We start from the raw sequence: 15,742 nt of genomic DNA on the forward strand, positions 1-15,742 counted from the left end.
ACATCGAGCCGCAAGGTCCGATCGAGACCGAGGCAGCTCGACGCCTCGACGGCGAGCTCAACCAGAAGTAGCTACCTGGTTACCCAACACTTTCTCAGGCCGGCACGTCCAGGAAGTGCTCGACCACCGGCGGGCCGGCGAAGTGCGGGCCGAGCAACGCCCGCCACTTCCCGAACGCCTCGGTCTGCCGGAAGTTCTGGTCGTGCGCCTCGACCGAGTCCCACTCGACCAGCAGCACGAACCGGGTCGGGGTCTCGATGCCCCGGGTCATCCGGACCGACCGGCAGCCCTGGGCCGCGGCGATGATCGAATGCGCCTGCTGGTACGCGGCGGCGAAATCGTCCTCGTGTCCGGGCAGTACGTCGATGAGCGCGACCTCTAGCACCATGCCCGAAAGCCTCCCACGGCCGCCCGTCCGGGGTGGTTCCGGGCCCGGAACCCCGTCGCCGAGCCGGCACCTAGCCTCCTAGGAAGCCCGAGCGGATGTGCGCGCCACGGTGACATCGGCGTCAATTGCGGCACCCGGGGATGCGCTGGTGGGTCGCGATGGTGAACAATGGCGGCCGAGGAGGGGAGTATTCCCCCGCGACGGAGTCGTCAGCACGGTCGACCGCCAACCCCCGGCACCCGACCCGGCCCCGTCGGTCAGCGACCCAGCCCGGGCCGCTGGCGGAAGAGACCTCCGACAGTCACCACAGTCAGCGTCGCCGCACGCCGTGTTGTCATTCGGCGTACCGTCGTGCCCGACGCCGCGTGTCTGCCGGAGGAATGGATTGAACGTGTCCGGATGGGTGTGGGCGGGAACTCTCGTCGCACTGACAGCGGTTCTCCTCGTCGACCTGCTGGTCATCGGTAGGCGCCCGCACGAGCCCAGCGTCCGCGAGTCGAGCCTCTGGGTCAGCTTCTATGTAGGGCTGGCGCTGCTCTTCGGCGCCGGGCTCTGGCTCACCGCGGGCGGCGACGTGGCAGGTGAGTTCTACACCGGTTGGCTCACCGAGTACAGCCTCTCGGTGGACAACCTCTTCGTCTTCGTGATCATCATGGCCCGGTTCGCGGTGCCCCGGCAGTACCAGCAGAAGGTGCTGCTCATCGGCATCGTGCTGGCGCTGGTCATGCGCGGTGGCTTCATCGCCGCCGGCGCGGCCCTGATCTCGCAGTTCTCCTGGGTGTTCTACATCTTCGGCGCGTTCCTCATCTACACCGCGGTGAACCTGGCGCGGCAGGGCGAGCCGGACGAGGACGAGTTCACCGAGAACGTGCTGATCCGGTGGAGCCGCAAGGCGCTGCCGGTGTCCAGGGACTACGACGGCGCGAGGATGACCACGCACCAGGCGGGCCGGCGACTCTTCACCCCGATGCTGATCGTGATGATCGCGATCGGCACCACCGACCTGATCTTCGCGCTCGACTCCATCCCGGCGATCTTCGGGATCACCCAGGAGCCGTACCTGGTCTTCACCGCGAACGTCTTCGCCCTGATGGGGCTGCGCCAGCTCTACTTCCTGGTCGGTGGGCTGCTCGACCGGCTGATCTACCTCAGCTACGGCCTGGCCGTGGTGCTCGGCTTCATCGGCGTCAAGCTGGTGCTGGAGGCCCTCGCCGACAACCACCTGCCGTTCGTCAACAACGGCGAGCCGGTGGGCTGGGCGCCGCACCTGCCGATCTGGTTCTCGCTGACCGTCATCCTCGGCACCCTCGCCATCGCCACGGTGGCCAGCCTGGTGAAGTCGGCCCGGGACCGCCGGCGGAAGCTGGCCGACGCGCGGCGGGGCTGACCGGACGCGCTGGGCGCCGCCCCACCGGTGGGCGCCCAGCGGGGCCCGGGTGGCTCAGATCCGGCCCGCGCCGACCAGGGTGGCGAGCCGCTCGGCCGGCAGCGCCTCCTCTACCACCCGGCGCTGCCGGTAGCAGGCGTGCAGCATGCGCCGCTCGCCGGTCACGAAGCCGACGTGGTGGATCCGGCGCCCGGGCCGGGCGAAGAAGTAGAGGTCGCCCGGCCGCTCCTCGCCCAGCGGCACCGGGACGGCCGCCTGGGCCTGGTCGTACGCGTCGCGCGGCACGGTCACCCCGAACCGGCGCCAGGCCAGGTGCACCAGGCCGGAGCAGTCGATGCCGTACGGGGAGAGGCCGCCCCAGACGTAGGGCACGGCGCGCAGCCGGTCGGCGACGGCCATCACCTGCCGCGGGTCGGGTCGCCGCTCGGGCGGTCGCGCCGCCTCGGTCTCGGGCACCCACACCGGTGCGGCGTGGCCCGGGGCGCGTACTGGCAGCCAGCGGTCGACGGCGGGTCCGGCGGTGGGCAGCCGGGTGCCGAGCACCGCGCCGGCGAGCGCGGTCGGCCCGGCGGGGCGGCACCGCAGGTCGGTGGCCGTCGCGTCCAGCGTCACGGGGGAGGGGTCGTGCTCCGGCGGTGCGGGGGTGAGGTGCGCGGTGGGCAGCCAGCCCGGGTAGCCGCGCGGGTCGAGGTGGGCGGCCGGCTGCTCGACGGCGACCACCCGGGTCCACCCGTCCGGGCGGGCCTCGTCGATCAGCACCCGCTCGCCGAGCAGCAGTTGACTGAGCACGCAGTCACCGACCCGCTGGTCGGCCGCCATGCCGGCGATCCAGTGCCGGATGTCGGTCTCCCCGGCGAGCGCCGGACCGTCGACCGGTCGCACCGCCTCGGGCGCGGTCCAGAGCGTGGCGACCGTGACCCGGACGAGGGCCTCCCGGCCCGGTTGCAACTGCACGTGGCCCTCCAGGTCGCGCCGTTCCCCCTGCGCGACCATATGAAAGAAACCGCCAAACCTCAACCTTGGCGACGTAGCTTTGCTTCAGAAACCGACTCGATGCCGAGGCCGGGGGCGTCCGGCAGCACGACAGTCGCCTCCTCGTAGCGGAGGCCGCCGCGCACCGGGGTCCAGGCCAGCCACCAGGCCGCATCCAGGTCGGACACGGCGGTGGTGCCGTGGGCGGCCACCAGGCTCGCCGCCGCGCCCACCCCGATCTGACTCTCCATCATCGAGCCGACGACGGTGCCGACGCCGTGCGCCGCGGCCAGGTCGAGCAGCGTACGGGCCGGATGCAGGCCGCCGCACTTGGCCAGCTTGACGTTGACCAGGTCGGCGGCCCGGCGGCGGATCACCTCGACCAGGTCCCGGACGCCGAAGACCGACTCGTCGGCGAGGATCGGCACCGGCACCCGGTCGCTGACCCAGGCCAGCCCGTCCAGGTCCCACCGGGCGACCGGCTGCTCGACCAGCTCGACGTCCAGGCCGGCGTCGGCGATCCCGTTGATCACCCGGACCGCCTCCCGGGGCGTCCAGCCCTGGTTGGCGTCGAGCCGGATCCGTACCCCGGGCCCGACGGCGGCGCGTACCGCGCGGACCCGCTCCAGGTCGCCGGCGGCGTCCGTGCCCACCTTCAGCTTGAGCACCGAGAACCCCTCGGCCCGGCGCTGCCGGCCGGCCGCCGCCAGCTCGGCCGGGTCGCCGGCGGCGAGCGTGACGTCCGTCGGCACCCGCAGCGCGGTGCCGCCCAGCAGCCGCACCAGGGGTACGCCGAGCCGCCGCGCGGCCAGGTCGTGCAGCGCGACGTCCACCGCGGCCTTGGCGGACTCGTTGCCCACCACCGCCCGGGCCACCTCGCCGCAGCGGGCCACCAGGTCGTCGGCCTCCCGGCCGGTGACCAGCGGGCCGAGCACGTCCTGGACGCAGGCCTGCGCCCCGGCCACCGAGGAGCCGGTGACCTGCCACACCTGCGGTGCCTCCCCGAACCCGGAGCGCCCCTCGTCGTCGACGACCTCCACGACCAGTGTGTCCACGGTGGTGGTGCGGCGCAGCGCGGTGACGAAGGGGGTGTGTAAGGGGGCGGAAAGCCGGTGGGTGCGTACCGCGGCGATTGTCATGTCCGGCACCCTATACAGGACGCATCGCGGACAGGGGAGGCTCGATGGTTGGACCGGATTGGGAACTGGTGGGCGCGCCCAACGCGCGTGACCTGGGCGGCCTCGTCGGCGCCGACGGGCGGCGGGTGCGGGCCGGGCGGCTGGTCCGTACCCCCGCGCTGGGCCGGCTGACCGACGACGACCTGCGGGTGCTGGCGAAGCTCGCCCCGGCGTGCGTGGTCGACCTGCGGGACGCCTCGGAGATCGACCTCGCGCCGGCCGACCGGCTGCCCGGCGAGCCGCGGGTGGTGCACCTGCCGGTGCTGGACCCGCGGCACCCGGTCTTCGTCTACGTGTCGGCGGTGCTGCTCGGGCACGACCTCGGCGCGTACGACGAGCTGGCGCGGGAGGGCACGCCGGCGGCGATGCGGGAGATCTACCGTTGGATGGTGACCGGTCCGCAGGCGGTGGCCGGGTTCGGGGCGGCGGTGCGGCTGGCCGCCGAGGTGGAGAACCTGCCGCTGCTGTTCCACTGCTCGGCGGGCAAGGACCGTACCGGTTGGCTGGCGGTCGTCCTGCTCACCGCGCTCGGGGTGGACGAGGAGGCGGTCCGGGCGGACTACCTACGCCACAACGAGCTGGCCGGCAGCCTGCACGAGGTGCTGCTGGAGGCGATGACCCGGCGCCGGCCGGAGCTCGACCCGGCCGTCGCGCTGCCGGTGCTGGAGGTCCGGCCGGAGTACCTGGACGCCGCGTACGCGGAGGTGCGCCGGGTGCACGGCTCGTTCGGGGCGTACCTGCGCGACGGGTTGGGCGTGGACGACGCGACGCTCGCCGCGCTGCGGGAGCGCCTGCTGGAGTGAACGGCCGTCAGCCGGGCAGGTCGTGCCGGGCCGCCCAGACACGGGCGGAGACGTCCGCGATCAGCTCGCAGGCGTCGTCGGTCCCCTCGCCGTCCGGGCCGCCGTCGGCCAGGTCGGTGGTGGTGCAGACGGCGACGGCGTAGGGCGGGGCGTCGTCGGGGAAGACCACCCCGGCGCCGTGCCGGACGCCGCGTACCCAGCCGTTCTTGTGCGCGATCCGGGTGCCCTCGGGCAGCCCGGCGGCGAGGTCCTCGCGGTGTTCCTGGGCGAACAGCACGTCCAGCATGGCCGCGCAGCCGGTCGGGGAGGCGAGCGGCCCGGGCCGTCGCGCGCCCAGGGCCAGCGCGCCGAGCAGGGTGGCCAGGTCGGCGGCGGTGACCAGGTTGGTGATGCCGGCCTCGCGGGCCGCGAAGTCCTCGATGCCGCGGCCGGTGACGCTGTGCCGGGCGCCGGCCAGGGCCCACACCTGCGCGAGGGCCGGCAGCCCGACGTGGCCGATGACGTTGTTGGTGGCCAGGTTGCTGGACCGGACGATCATGCGGTGGGCGAGCCAGCGCGGCGGGGCGGTGGCGCCGACCCGTTCCCAGACCGCGTCGTCGTTGTCGTAGTTGCGGTCGCAGCCGAACCGGGGCGCCCCGGGCTGGGCGGAGTCGAACTCGTTGGTCACCGGGACCGGGGCGTCCGGGTCGATGGTCCCGGCCTCGGCGGCGCGGTGCAGCGCCACCAGCACGCCGACCTTCATGGTGCTGGCCGCGTAGTGGGTGGCGTCGGGCCGCCGGGTCCAGGCCGGCGGCGCGCCGAGGCGCCCCACGTACGCCGAGACGGTGCCGGGCACCTTGTCGAGGCGGCTGTCGAGCTCGTCCCAGACCATGCCGCCGACCGTATCAACGGTGCGGGGAGACGGGGGAGCCCGGGCGCCTTGCGGCGGCCCGGGCTCACCGGTGGTACGGGGTGGGTCAGCCGGTGTGCTTGCGGCGGGCCGCCATCCGGCCGCGCTGGGTCTGGTCCAGGACCACCTTGCGGATGCGTACGGCGGCCGGGGTGACCTCGACGCACTCGTCCTCGCGGCAGAACTCCAGCGCCTGCTCCAGGGAGAGCTTGCGCGGCGGGATCAGCTTCTCGGTCTCGTCGGCGGTCGACGAGCGCATGTTGGTGAGCTTCTTCTCCTTGGTGATGTTGACGTCCATGTCGTCGGAGCGGGAGTTCTCGCCGACGATCATGCCCTCGTACACCTCGGTGCCCGGCTCGACGAAGAGCTGGCCGCGCTCCTGGAGGTTGGTCATCGCGAACGCGGTGACGCTGCCCGACCGGTCGGCGACCAGCGAGCCGTTGTTGCGGGTGCGCAGCTCGCCGAACCACGGCTCGTACGACTCGAAGACGTGGTGCAGGATGCCGGTGCCGCGGGTCTCGGTGAGGAACTCGGTGCGGAAGCCGATCAGCCCGCGCGCCGGGACCAGCCACTCCATCCGGATCCAGCCGGTGCCGTGGTTGACCAGCTGCTCCATCCGGCCCTTGCGGGTGGCCAGCAGCTGGGTGATCGCGCCCAGGTAATCCTCGGGGGCGTCGATGGTGAGCCGCTCGACCGGCTCGCAGGTCTTGCCGTCGATCTCCCGGGTGACCACCTGCGGCTTGCCGACGGTCAGCTCGAAGGACTCCCGGCGCATCTGCTCGACCAGGATGGCCAGGGCCAGCTCGCCCCGGCCCTGCACCTCCCAGGCGTCGGGCCGCTCGGTGGGCAGCACCCGCAGTGAGACGTTGCCGACCAGCTCCTTGTCGAGGCGGTCCTTGACCATCCGCGCGGTGACCTTGGCGCCCTTGACCCGGCCGACCAGCGGCGAGGTGTTGGTGCCGATGGTCATCGAGATGGCCGGCTCGTCGACGGTGATCAGCGGCAGTGGCACCGGGTTCTCCGCGTCGGCGAGGGTCTCACCGATCATGATCTCCGGGATGCCGGCGACGGCGATGATGTCGCCCGGGCCGGCCGAGTCGGCCGGCTTGCGCTCCAGGCCCTCGGTCATCAGCAGTTCGGAGATGCGGACCCGCTGGGTGCTGCCGTCGGTGCGGCACCAGGCCACGGTCTGGCCCTTGGCGATGGTGCCCTGCCGGACCCGGCACAGCGCCAGCCGGCCCAGGAACGGCGAGGCGTCGAGGTTGGTGACGTGCGCCTGCAACGGCGCGTCCTGCTCGTACGCGGGGGCCGGGATGGTGTCCAGCAGGGTGCGGAACAGCGGCTCCAGGCTGTGGCTGTCGTCGGGCACCGCGCCGTCGGCCGGCTGGGTGAGCGAGGCGATGCCGTCGCGGGCGCAGGCGTAGACGATCGGGAAGTCGATCTGCTCCTCGTCGGCGTCCAGATCGAGGAAGAGCTCGTAGGTGTCGTCCACGACCTCCTTGATCCGGGCGTCGGGGCGGTCCACTTTGTTGATCACCAGGATGATCGGCAGCCGGGCGCGCAGCGCCTTGCGCAGCACGAACCGGGTCTGCGGCAGCGGGCCCTCGCTGGCGTCGACCAGCAGCACCACGCCGTCGACCATGGTCAGGCCGCGCTCGACCTCGCCGCCGAAGTCGGCGTGGCCGGGGGTGTCGATGATGTTGATGGTGACCGGGTCGGACCCGTCCGCCGGCAGGTACCGCACGCCGGTGTTCTTGGCCAGGATGGTGATGCCCTTTTCCCGCTCGAGGTCCATCGAGTCCATGACCCGCTCGGTGTCCTCACCACGGGCGCCGTAGGCGCCGGCCTGCCGCAACATGGCGTCGACCAGGGTCGTCTTGCCGTGGTCGACGTGGGCGATGATGGCGACGTTGCGGAGGTCGGTGCGTAGCTGCATACCCTCCATACTCCTGTCTGCGGTTGCCGGTACGCGGGCCGGGGTCACCCCCGGACGGTGTCCGGATCTTCAGCCTTGACTGCGGTGTCGACCGTTTCCCAGTGGGCCGGCCGTGGGCCCGGCGCGTCCGGGCCGGGCGTGACCTGCCGAGTCGCGGCAGGGCCCGCCGCCACCGCCGACCCGACGGGCGGCCGCGAGGACGCGGCCGTGGGGTCAACGATGATCTTCGGCTCGGGTACGCCGGGGTGAGGCGGGCCCGCTGCTGGTCGGCCTCCTAGCCTACGCGGCCCGACGCCGCCCCGGGTCCGCGCTGCCCGGCATACGGGGTCGTCGTGACCGGTGACACACCGCCGTCCGCGTTCCGCCGGGGCGTACGGGGGCCGGTGGCTCGTCGCCGCCGACCCCCGTCGGCGCTCCTACCGCAGGGCCGGTCGCGGCTCGGCGGCGTCGGTCGCGTCGGTCGCCGGCCTGGTGCGCGGGGGCCGCCCCGGCCACCAGAACCGGTCGCCGAGCAGGAACGCCAGCGCCGGCACCAGCACGGTACGCACCAGCAGGGTGTCCAGCAGCACGCCGATGCAGACGATGATGCCGATCTGGGTGAGCGTGATCAGCGGCAGCACGCCGAGCACGGCGAAGACCGCGGCGAGCAGCACGCCGGCGCTGGTGATCACCCCACCGGTGACCCGCAGCGCGGAGAGCATGCCGTCGCGGGTGCCCATCGTCCGGGCGTCCTCCCGGGCCCGGGTGACCAGGAAGATGTTGTAGTCCACGCCGAGCGCCACCAGGAACACGAAGGCCAGCAGCAGCACCCCGCTGTCCAGGGCCGGGAAGCCGAGTACGTGGTCGAAGATCAGCCACGCCGCGCCCAGGCTGGCGAAGAACGACGCGACCACCGTGAGCACCAGCAGCAGCGGCGCGAGCAGGCCGCGCAGCAGCAGGATCAGCCCGGCGCCGACCAGCGCCAGGATGATCGGCAGGATCAGCCGCAGGTCCTTGGCGTTGGCGTCGGCGCTGTCCAGCGTCGCGGCGACGGTGCCGCCGACCAGGGCGCCGCGCGGTGCCTCGGCGCCCTCGACCGCCGGGGGTGCGGACCCGGGTACGCCGGCCACCGCGTCGCGCAGCGCCTCGACGGCCCGGTCGGCGGCGGCGGTGCCCGGTTCCGCCTCCAGCACCACGTCCACCTGGGCGACGTTGGGCCCCGCCGCGCCGGGGCGGGCGGAGGCGATCCCGTCGACCGCGCTGGCCGCGTCGGTGACCGCGGCCACGGCCGACGGGGTGGTCAGTACGGCCACCGGCTGGGTGGTGCCGGCCGGGAACGCCCGGGCCAGGGTCTCGGCGCCGGCCACCGCCTCGGGCTGGACCCGGAACTGCTCGGTCTCGGACAGGCCGGTGCGGATGCCCAGCCCGCCGAGCGCCAGGCCGGCCAGCAGCAGCGTGGCGAGCGTGGCGACCGGAGCGGGCCGGCGGACGACGGCGGCGCCGAGCCGCCCCCACAGCCGGCCCTCGCGGGCCGCGCCGCCCACCTTCGGCACGAACGGCCAGAACAGGCCCCGGCCGAAGAGGACCAGCGCGGCGGGGAGCACGAACAGGGCGGAGAGCATGGCGAACACGACGCCCGTGGCGCAGGCCACGGCGAGGGCGCGGTTGGTCTCCTGCTCGGACAGCAGCAGGGTGAGCACGCCGAACACGACGGTGATGCCGCTGGCCAGGATCGGCTCGGCGGTGCGGCGCAGCGCGTGCCGCATGGCGGCGAACCGGTCTTCGGTGCGGCGCAACTCCTCCCGGTAGCGGGCGATCAGCAGCAGGGCGTAGTCGGTGGCGGCGCCGAAGACCAGCACGCTGGCGATGCCGGTGACCTGGCCGTCCTGCAGGTGGATGCCGAGCGCCGGGACGATCGACTCGACGGCGCGCAGGGTGAGCTGTTCGGTGGCGGCGACCACCAGCAGCGGCACGATCCACAGGAACGGGCTGCGGTAGGTGATCAGCAGCAGCACCGCCACCACGGCGGCGGTGACGATGAGCAGGGTGGTGTTGGCGCCGTCGAAGACCTTGCTGAGGTCGGCGGTGAACGCGGGGCTGCCGGTGACCTGCGCGGTGAGCCCGTCGGGCACGGCGTCCAGCGCGCCGCGCAGCTCGGTGACCCGGTCGGTGGTCGGCAGCACCCCGCCGGCGGTGGACAGCGGCACCACGACCAGCGCCACGGTGCCGTCCGGTGAGGTCTGAGGCGGGGTGATCCGCCCGCCCACGGCGTACCGGGTCAGGTCGACCGGGTCGCCGCTGAGGGCGGCGCGATCGGCGTCGGTGAGCCGGCCGCCGTCGGCGCGGCTGAGGACCACGACGGCGGGCTGGACCTCGCTGTCGGGCAGTTGCTCCTGCAACCGCTCGACCTGCGTGGACTGCCACCGCTCGGACAGGCCGGTGGCGGAGACGGGCGCCGGGTTGGCGGGCCGGGGCAGTCCGAAGACCGCCCCGCCGACCACGATCACCGCCGCCACGGTGAGCCAGGCGGCCAGCCGGCCCCGGGCGACGCGGCTGAACAGGGACATCTGGTGCCTCACCGTCTCTGGGCGTGCAGTTTCGAGCGCGGGCCCGCGGAAAGGACGCACGTGGGACCGGGTGGATATGCTCGATCACCGAGTATCTCGATGGTCGAGATTATCTGCGGCTGCTCTATGCTGCAACCGGACCGGGGCGGGAGGAAACGACGGGCGACGTGGCAGCGCACGAGATGTACCGCCGGCGGGAGACCCATCGCGGTCGCCTGATCGCCGACATCACCAACGACCTGCGCCGGTACTCGGTGGACGCGCAGCACATCGGGCACGCCTTCGCCGGTCTGCACGGGCTCGGCCCGACCGACCTGCACGCCCTCATCGCGGTGATGGACGCCGAGCTGCTCGGCGACCCGATCACCCCGGGCCGGCTGGGGGAGCTGCTCAACCTCTCCTCCGGGGCGGTCACCGCCCTGGTCGACCGCCTGGAGCGGGCCGGCCACATCCGGCGGGACCGGGACACCGCCGACCGCCGCAAGATCCTCCTGCACTACGCCGACCGCGGCGCCGCGCTGGCGATGGAGTTCTTCGGCCCGCTCGGCCGGCGTACCGACGAGGTGATGTCCGGCTTCGACGACGCCGAGCTGGCGGTCGTGCGCCGGTTCATGACCGCGATGGTGACCTCGATGCGGCAGCACCGCGACGAGGTCCGGGCGCTGCGCCCCGAGCCGCCCCGGCGGCCGGCGGGCTGAGCGTGGACCGGCTCGCCGCCCGTCTCGCCGCCGCGCTGCTGCGGCTGCCCGCCGCGCGCACCCGGCGGGTGACGGTGCGCCGGGACATCCCGGTCCGGGTCCGCGACGGGGTGATCCTGCGCACCGACCACCACGCCCCCGACCCGCCGGACGCGCCTACCGTGCTGATCCGCACCCCGTACGGGCGGCGGGGGCCGATGCGGCTGCTCGCCCGGGTCGTCGCCGAACGCGGATACCACGTGGTGATCCAGTCCTGCCGCGGCACCCACGGCTCGGGCGGGACGTTCGCGCCGCTGGTGCACGAGCGCGACGACGGCCTGGACACCGTCGACTGGCTGCGCCGCCAGCCCTGGTACGCCGGTTCGTTCGGCATGTTCGGCGTCAGCTACCAGGGCTTCGTGCAGTGGGCGGTGGCCGCCGAGGCGGGCGCGGAGCTGCGCGCCATGGTCGCCGTGGCCACCGCGTCGGCCACCCGGGACTCCACGTACGCGGGGGAGTCGTTCGCCCTGGACACGGTGCTGACCTGGGCCGAGCTGCTGCAGGCGCAGACCGTGCCCTGGCTGGCCCGGCAGTGGGAGCTCAAGCGCGGGCAGCCCCGGCTGGCGGCGGCGCTGGCCCACCTGCCGCTGGCGGAGGCGGACCGGGTGGCCACCGGGGTGCCCATCCCGTTCTTCCAGGAGTGGCTGCGTCACCACACCCCGGACGCCGACTACTGGCGCACCCGGGTGTTCGGCGCCCGGCTCCCCGAGGTGCAAGCGCCGGTGGTGCTGGTCAGCGGCTGGCAGGACATCTTCCTCCCTGCCCAGTTGGACGATTACGCGGCGCTGCGGGCCGCCGGCGCCCGGCCGCGCCTGGTTGTGGGCCCGTGGACGCACGGCAGCCAGGGGCTGTTCGTCGCCGCGCTGCGCGAGGGGCTGGCCTGGCTCGACGAGCACCTGGCCGGCCGGCCGGCGGCCACCCGGGCGCCGGTGCGCATCCACGTCGGCGGCGCCGGCGGCGGGTGGCGTGACCTGCCGGGCTGGCCGCCCCCGACCACCGAGTGGCGGTGGCACCTGCACGGCGACCGGGTGCTGGCCCCGGCGCCGCCGCGCCCGTCACCGCCGACCGAGTTCTGGTACGACCCGGCCGACCCGACCCCGTCGCTCGGCGGGCCGCTGCTGGTCGCGCAGCGGGCCGGACCGGTGGACAACCGGCCGGTCGAGGCCCGGCCCGACGTGCTCACCTGGACCAGCGCGCGGCTCACCCGGCCGGTCGAGGTGATCGGCCCGGTCCGCGCCGAGGTGTACGTCGACAGTGACCTGCCCTACCTGGACGTGTTCGTGCGGCTGTGCGACGTGGACCGGCGAGGCCGGTCGTGGAACGTCTGCGACGGGCTGGTCCGGGTCGCGCCGGGGCGCTTCCCGGCCGATGCGGCCGGCGTGGTGCGGGTGCCGGTCCCGCTCTGGCCCACCGCGCACCGGTTCGCCGTGGGCCACCGGTTGCGGGTGCAGGTCACCGGTGGCGCCCATCCCCGCTACGCGCGCAACCCCGGCACCGGCGAGACGTTGGGCACCGCAGTCACGCTCCGCGCCGGAGCGCGACGGATTCGGCACGACCCCGCTCACCCGTCGGCGCTGTACCTGCCGATCACCGGTGTCGCACCGGGACGGTCGGCCACCTGATACTGGCACTCTGACCTGCGAGAACTCTCAGAATCGTCGGCTATGCTGAGCGCAGCTGCCCGACGATGTGCATCAATCGGCCGGGTGCGCCCGGTCCCCGTCCGCTACGGATGGTGATCACAGCTCCGGCCCTCTCCTCCGGAAGGGGGCGCCATGACGACTGCCCCGGCGAACCTGCTGGCGGTTCGCCACCTGCTCCTCACCCACCTCAACGTCGACCCCGACGTGCACCGGAGCCAGGACCTCGAAGCTGACGAGATCGGGATCGTCGCGGACGCCCACCACCACGGTGGCTACCACTGCGGCTCCGACCGGGTGGTGGCCGACGACTACTCCGTTGTGGAGTCGCCGCGGGACCGCAGCGGCCTGACCCTGCACGCGTCCGCCTTGGACGTCGGCGAGTTCGCGGTACGGGTGAAGGGCCACACCCACAACCTGATCAGCTTCTCCAACTGGTGCGTCGCGCAGTGCGTGGCCGACGCGCCCGGCACCCGGGACCTGCGCGAGATCATCTACTCGCCGGACGGCCGGACGGTCAGACGCTGGGACCGGTTGGGCCGGCGATCCACCGGCGACAGCACCCATCTGTCGCATACCCACTTCAGCTTCTTCCGCGACTCGACCAAGGCGGACCGGGACCAGACCCCGCTGTTCCGCCGCTACCTCACCGAGATCGGACTGATCGCGTCCACACCCCAGGAGCACGCCATGGAACAGAAAGACAAGCTCATCGAGGACACCGGCTACCCGAACCGGACCGTCGGCGACGTCCTCGCCGACCTGGAGAACCTGCGTAACTGGCTGATCTCGCCGGTGGGCACCGCCGGCCTGCTCTCCGTGCCGATGGCCGGGTCGCCGGCGGCGCGGCTACTCACCATGGCGCAGGGCTGGCCGGCGCTCGTCGCCCAGGTCACCGCCTTGTCCAACAAGGACTTCGTCGACGAGAAGGCGATCGTGTCGGGCGTCCTGGCCACGCTCACCCCGCAGGCGATCGCAGCGGCCATCCCGCCCACCGTCGCCAAGCAGGTGGCCGACGAACTGCACGCGCGGCTGGCCGCCTGACCCCCCTCCCGGCAAGGATTATTGCGCAAAGCATCTTGCGCAATAATCCTTGCCCGTGTCAGCCTGGGGCGATGGACGACACCACCGCTCCGGCCGCCCACCCCGACCCCGAGGTGCGCCGGATCACCGACTCGCGGGTGCTCGCCGCGATGTCCCACCCGCTGCGCCGCCGCCTGATGGACGTGCTCAAGGTGCACGGCGCGTCGACGGTCGGCACGCTCGCCGACCAGACCGGCCAGGCACCGGCCAACATCAGCCACCACATGAAGGTCCTCGCCGCCGCCGACCTCGCCACCGAGGCGCCCGAGCTGGCCCGCGACCGGCGGGAACGGTGGTGGCGCCTGGTCAACCGGGGCGTGCGCTGGTCCAACGCCGACTTCGACGCCGACCCGGCCGCCCGGGCCGTGGCCGACGCCGCCACCTCGCTCAACCTCGACCGGCACGTCGCCCTGGCCCGGGCCTGGCACGCCGCCGGGGACGCCGCGCAGCAGGCCTGGGGCGACGGACCCTTCTCCGCCGACCGGTGGCTGCGGCTGACCCCCGAGGAACTGGCCGAGCTCGGCCGGGAGCTGATCGACCTGCTGGCCCGCTGGGGTGAGCGGGAGATCCCCGACGACGGGCGGGACCGCCAACCGGTCTTCCTCTTCGCCTACGGCGTACCGGCGCAGCCGTGACCCCGGCCGCCCGCCGCGCCGCCGCCCCGGCGCCCGCGCGGGCCGCCACCCACCGGCCGGCCGGCGGCCCGCGTCGCGGTGGACTGCTGTGGCACCGCGACTTCCGGCTGCTCTGGGCCGGCCAGACCGCCAGCGCGATCGGCAGCAACGTCACCACGGTGGCGCTGCCGCTGGTGGCGGTGTCGGTGCTCGACGCCGGCACCCTCCAGGTCGCCGTCCTCACCGCGGCGGCCTGGCTGCCGTGGCTGCTCATCGGCCTGCCGGCCGGGGCATGGGTGGACCAGCTGCCCCGCCGGCCCCTCATGGTCGGCTGCGACCTGATCTCGGCGGCACTGTTCGTCAGCATCCCGGTGGCCGCCGCGCTGGACCTGCTCACCGTCGGGCACCTGCTCGCCGTGGCGCTCGGTGCCGGCGTGGCCCGGGTGTTCTTCGAGACCGCCGACCAGGTCTACCTGCCGGTGCTGCTGCGCCCCGACCAACTGCCCGAGGGCAACGCCAAGCTGCAGGCCACCCAGACCGCCAGCTACGTCCTCGGTCCCGGCCTGGCCGGCCTGGTGGCGCAGCTCGCCGGCGCGGTCACCGCGCTGCTGCTGGACGCGCTGAGCTTCCTGGTCTCGGCGGCCTGCCTGCTGCGCATCCGGGCCACCGAACCACCGCCGGCCCGGCCGGCGGGGGCGCCGTCGCTGCGCCGGCAGATCGCCGACGGCCTCACCTTCGTCGCCCGCGACCCCTACCTGCGGGTGCTGACCGGGTACGGCGCGGCCAGCAACATCGGCCTGGTCGGCTACCAGGCCGTGCTGGTGGTCTTCCTGGTTCGCACGGTCGAGCTGCCGCCGGGCCTGGTGGGCGCCGTGGTCGGCGCGATGAGCGTCGGCGGGGTGCTCGGCGCGCTGCTCGCCACCACCGTGAGCCGCCGCGTCGGCAGCGCCCGGGCGCTGTTGCTCGCCGCCGCCCTCACCGGGCCGCCCGCGCTGTTCGTGCCGCTGGCCCGACCGGGCGCCGGTCTGCTGTGGCCGGTGCTGGGCGGCCTGCTGGTCAGCCTCGGAGTGGCGGTGGGCAACGTGGTGAAGGGCGCGTTCCGGCAGGCGTACACGCCGCACCACCTGCTGGGTCGGGTGACGGTGAGCATGCACCTGCTCAACTACGGGATGATCCCGCTGGCCGCGCTGCTGGCCGGGACGTTCGGCGCGGCCCTGGGGCCGCGAACGGCGATCTGGCTGATGACCGGGTGGCTCGCGGCGAGCCCGCTGCTGCTGCTGATCGGGCCGCTGCGGCGTCGGCGGGACCTGCCCGCGGCGCCGGCGTACCGCCCGGCTCACCTGCCGGCGGAACCGGTCGCACCGGGCCGCTGAGCTGCCGCGACGACCGGGGCCGCCGGCCCCGGTCCCCGCGAACGACGTCGCCAACGGGCGACGGCCGAACCGTGGGGGGGGGCGGGGGGGGCCCCCCCCCCCCCCCCGGGAGAAACCGGACGGGCGGGTTTCGCCAGCGGCCCCCATAGGGAGAGCGGGGGGGTGGGGGAGTGGGTGGGGGTGATAGTGGTGTTGG

At 73.9% G+C, this 15,742-nt stretch carries 12 protein-coding genes and 1 pseudogene; 7 read left to right on the top strand and 6 right to left on the bottom strand.

Features of this window, described 5'->3' with window-relative positions; translation table 11 throughout:
- Positions 1 to 94 precede the first annotated feature (94 nt).
- Positions 95 to 388 (bottom strand): antibiotic biosynthesis monooxygenase family protein, encoded by a 294-nt coding sequence (locus AB0H57_RS31065; protein ID WP_357512235.1) that lies wholly within the window; start codon positions 386 to 388, stop codon positions 95 to 97.
- 385 nt (positions 389 to 773) lie between these two features.
- On the opposite strand from AB0H57_RS31065, the gene AB0H57_RS31070 reads away from it, so the two are divergent.
- Positions 774 to 1,775 carry a TerC family protein gene (locus tag AB0H57_RS31070; RefSeq protein WP_357512236.1) on the top strand — a complete coding sequence of 334 codons (1,002 nt, stop codon included), beginning with the start codon at positions 774 to 776 and terminating at the stop codon, positions 1,773 to 1,775.
- Between the two features lie 54 nt (positions 1,776 to 1,829).
- Here the strand turns inward: AB0H57_RS31070 and AB0H57_RS31075 are convergent, their stop codons facing one another.
- On the bottom strand, positions 1,830 to 2,768 hold the full coding sequence (locus tag AB0H57_RS31075) for a C40 family peptidase (protein WP_357512237.1): 939 nt from the start codon (positions 2,766 to 2,768) through the stop codon (positions 1,830 to 1,832).
- A gap of 20 nt (positions 2,769 to 2,788) precedes the next feature.
- Complete coding sequence (locus tag AB0H57_RS31080) at positions 2,789 to 3,886, bottom strand: dipeptide epimerase (RefSeq protein WP_357512238.1); 1,098 nt, start codon at positions 3,884 to 3,886, stop codon at positions 2,789 to 2,791.
- 44 nt (positions 3,887 to 3,930) lie between these two features.
- Here AB0H57_RS31080 and AB0H57_RS31085 point away from each other — a divergent pair, with 44 nt between their 5' ends.
- Positions 3,931 to 4,728, top strand: a complete 798-nt coding sequence (locus AB0H57_RS31085; protein WP_357512239.1) for a tyrosine-protein phosphatase — start codon at positions 3,931 to 3,933, stop codon at positions 4,726 to 4,728.
- A gap of 7 nt (positions 4,729 to 4,735) precedes the next feature.
- On the opposite strand, the gene AB0H57_RS31090 is transcribed toward AB0H57_RS31085, so the two are convergent.
- The 3 genes and pseudogenes from AB0H57_RS31090 to AB0H57_RS31100 form a co-directional block, all read right to left on the bottom strand.
- On the bottom strand, positions 4,736 to 5,599 hold the full coding sequence (locus AB0H57_RS31090) for a serine hydrolase (protein ID WP_357512240.1): 864 nt from the start codon (positions 5,597 to 5,599) through the stop codon (positions 4,736 to 4,738).
- Between the two features lie 85 nt (positions 5,600 to 5,684).
- The gene (gene typA, locus AB0H57_RS31095; RefSeq protein WP_357512241.1) at positions 5,685 to 7,553 is read right to left on the bottom strand and encodes a translational GTPase TypA; all 1,869 of its coding nucleotides are present in this window, start codon (positions 7,551 to 7,553) and stop codon (positions 5,685 to 5,687) included.
- Positions 7,554 to 8,007: 454 nt separating this feature from the next.
- Positions 8,008 to 10,099, bottom strand: a pseudogene (locus tag AB0H57_RS31100) (efflux RND transporter permease subunit); the annotation flags it as partial.
- Between the two features lie 182 nt (positions 10,100 to 10,281).
- Between AB0H57_RS31100 and AB0H57_RS31105 the strand changes: the two are divergent.
- The 5 genes from AB0H57_RS31105 to AB0H57_RS31125 all read left to right on the top strand — a co-directional run bounded on the left by AB0H57_RS31105 (position 10,282) and on the right by AB0H57_RS31125 (position 15,546).
- On the top strand, positions 10,282 to 10,797 hold the full coding sequence (locus tag AB0H57_RS31105) for a MarR family transcriptional regulator (protein WP_357512246.1): 516 nt from the start codon (positions 10,282 to 10,284) through the stop codon (positions 10,795 to 10,797).
- A 2-nt stretch (positions 10,798 to 10,799) separates the two neighbouring features.
- Positions 10,800 to 12,458 carry a CocE/NonD family hydrolase gene (locus AB0H57_RS31110; RefSeq protein ID WP_357512242.1) on the top strand — a complete coding sequence of 553 codons (1,659 nt, stop codon included), beginning with the start codon at positions 10,800 to 10,802 and terminating at the stop codon, positions 12,456 to 12,458.
- Positions 12,459 to 12,611: 153 nt separating this feature from the next.
- Positions 12,612 to 13,520, top strand: coding sequence for a hypothetical protein (locus AB0H57_RS31115; RefSeq protein WP_357512243.1), 909 nt, complete (start codon positions 12,612 to 12,614; stop codon positions 13,518 to 13,520).
- A 71-nt stretch (positions 13,521 to 13,591) separates the two neighbouring features.
- The gene (locus tag AB0H57_RS31120; RefSeq protein WP_357512244.1) at positions 13,592 to 14,194 is read left to right on the top strand and encodes a metalloregulator ArsR/SmtB family transcription factor; all 603 of its coding nucleotides are present in this window, start codon (positions 13,592 to 13,594) and stop codon (positions 14,192 to 14,194) included.
- Positions 14,191 to 15,546, top strand: coding sequence for an MFS transporter (locus tag AB0H57_RS31125; RefSeq protein WP_357512245.1), 1,356 nt, complete (start codon positions 14,191 to 14,193; stop codon positions 15,544 to 15,546). The genes AB0H57_RS31120 and AB0H57_RS31125 overlap by 4 nt, the downstream gene beginning before the upstream one ends.
- Positions 15,547 to 15,742 lie beyond the last annotated feature (196 nt).

This window comes from Micromonospora sp. NPDC050686, from assembly GCF_040654475.1.
In the GTDB taxonomy this organism is placed as follows: domain Bacteria; phylum Actinomycetota; class Actinomycetes; order Mycobacteriales; family Micromonosporaceae; genus Micromonospora.